Origin of the sequence: Infirmifilum sp. (assembly GCF_049970975.1) — an archaeon.
GTDB lineage: Archaea > Thermoproteota > Thermoprotei > Thermofilales > Thermofilaceae > Thermofilum > Thermofilum uzonense.
The window spans coordinates 1-1,898 of sequence record NZ_JBMFLX010000187.1 but is presented as its reverse complement, the minus strand read 5'-3'; the positions used below and the strand labels follow the sequence as shown (position 1 = coordinate 1,898).

Here is a 1,898-nt window from a genome sequence, read left to right as displayed (position 1 = left end):
TAGAAAAACGTGTTTTCGAGGAGGTCGCCGCGAAACTGGAGACAATACGTCGCAATGCGTACGCGATGGTTTCGCGTATCTTCGCCCATGTCGAAGAGTACGGGGCTTGGATTGCGGTTACCGAGGAGGCAGTCAGGGATGCCGAGGTTGTCACGAAGTATGTACGAGAGGAGCTGGCTAAGGCCGGTCTTGGTCAACTCGCTGAACGCTACACTGTGAGAGCGCTGCCGATCTACCTGGAGCCCGAGGAGGCTAAGCACCTCCTCGAGTCTGCTGCAGAACACCTCGAGCGCGACATCGATGAGTTGATAGAGCGTATAAAGAAGGCGGAGAACGAGCAAACCAAGTCATCACTAAAGCGTCTCCAACAGGATCTTGAGTATAGGAAGAAGCTTCTCGAGGCTTTCAGAAAGTACCTACAGGAGGTGTCCCGACTGTGATGTTTTCTGTTTTTCCGGCTCTAGAGCCCCGTGGGGACTCACCCCGGGGCGGAGACCGGGGGATGACCCGAGTAAGGTGTTGAGTATGGCAGACAAAGTAAATACCCGTTTCGATCGGGTTGGGGCGCAGGCCCCCGCTGTCCCGGAGGCTGGGCCCGCCGGGACAGGCGTTCAGCCAGGGGCCCTGAACGGGCAGATGAGGCCCGAGGAAAATAGGATGATAGTAAGAATGAACCTGGAAGATTTGGAAAGGGTGAAGTGGGAGAAGGTATGGGAGCATATAAAGTACAATGCCTCCTTCCTTCCACGTGTCTTGACTATTGTAGCCTACAAGTGTACTACGGCACCTGTTTGGAGGTTTGAGATATATGCGGACGGTAACTTAGCAAGGATTACCTACGCATATAAGAGTGAGAGTGAAGAATATTATTTATTATTGAAGGAAGTATTGCTCAGTAGGGTTGAGGGTATTGAAGATATAGTGAAGATGGCGCACCCGAACTACCGTGTTCTAGCCCTCGAGACTGAGAAGAGGGAAGCTAGATTTCCTTTCGAGCCCGACACCGTCACAACCGTGGTATTAGTCCTCGAGAAGGCTCCTGTTTTTCTCATATTTCGCGTAGAGAATAATGGTCAACGCCCGCTTAGGACGGAGGAGGCTGTTATCGTGGTGTTCAACCACATCCACCGCCTTGTATATTACAATGAGACCGGCATGCCACATACAAGCATGGTGATCTGAGATGGCAGTGGACAACGTTAAAGTGGACAACGTTAAGGTTGCACGGGAGCGTCTCCTCGCGGTCGAGAAGGCGTTGAACAGCGTTGTCGTGGGCCACGAGGACATGGTATCAGCGCTTCTCTACGCCGCCGTCTCGGGGGAGCACGTCGTATTCATCTCACCCCCCGGGACGGCAAAAACCTACCTCGTCAAGACATTCGCTCGCCTAGTGAACGCGCAACACTACGCCTACTTGTTGACCAAGTTTACGAGTTATGACGAGGTCTTCGGGGCCGTGGACGTCGCTTCTCTTGCCCAGGGCTCGTATAAGCGAAACTGGTCGCGACTCATAAGCGCTGAGGTAGTCTTCTTAGATGAGGTCTTCAAGGCGAACTCTGCTATTTTGAATGCGTTGTTATCCCTGTTGCAAGAAAGGATTATCTACGATCCGCTGACGGGTAGCGAGGTCAAAGCGGCACTGCATGTGGCAATTGGCGCTTCAAATGAAATACCAGAGGATGGCGAGCTGCAGGCTTTATATGATAGGTTTGCCATCAGGGTCTTCAGCGACTACCTCAACGATGACGTGCTACTGCTGAAAGCGCTTGAGGCAAGGTGGGCTAACAACAATGGCTTTCCCACAGCTGTGGCAAGTATGGACGACGTCCGCGCGTTGCACCAATACGCCCTTTCCATTCTCACGATGATGATCAAGGACTTCGGCGCGGAGGTATGGA

The 1,898-nt window shown here is 52.7% G+C and carries 3 protein-coding genes; all 3 read left to right on the top strand.

What is annotated here, in order from left to right; genetic code table 11:
• A partial coding sequence (locus ACP5KC_RS10395) for a hypothetical protein (protein WP_428287540.1) occupies positions 1-440 on the top strand: 440 nt, incomplete at its 5' end.
• Positions 441-525: 85 nt separating this feature from the next.
• The gene (locus ACP5KC_RS10390; protein ID WP_428287539.1) at positions 526-1,182 is read left to right on the top strand and encodes a hypothetical protein; all 657 of its coding nucleotides are present in this window, start codon (positions 526-528) and stop codon (positions 1,180-1,182) included.
• 1 nt (position 1,183) lies between these two features.
• Positions 1,184-1,898 (top strand): AAA family ATPase (locus ACP5KC_RS10385; protein ID WP_428287538.1); only part of this gene is annotated, 715 nt, incomplete at its 3' end.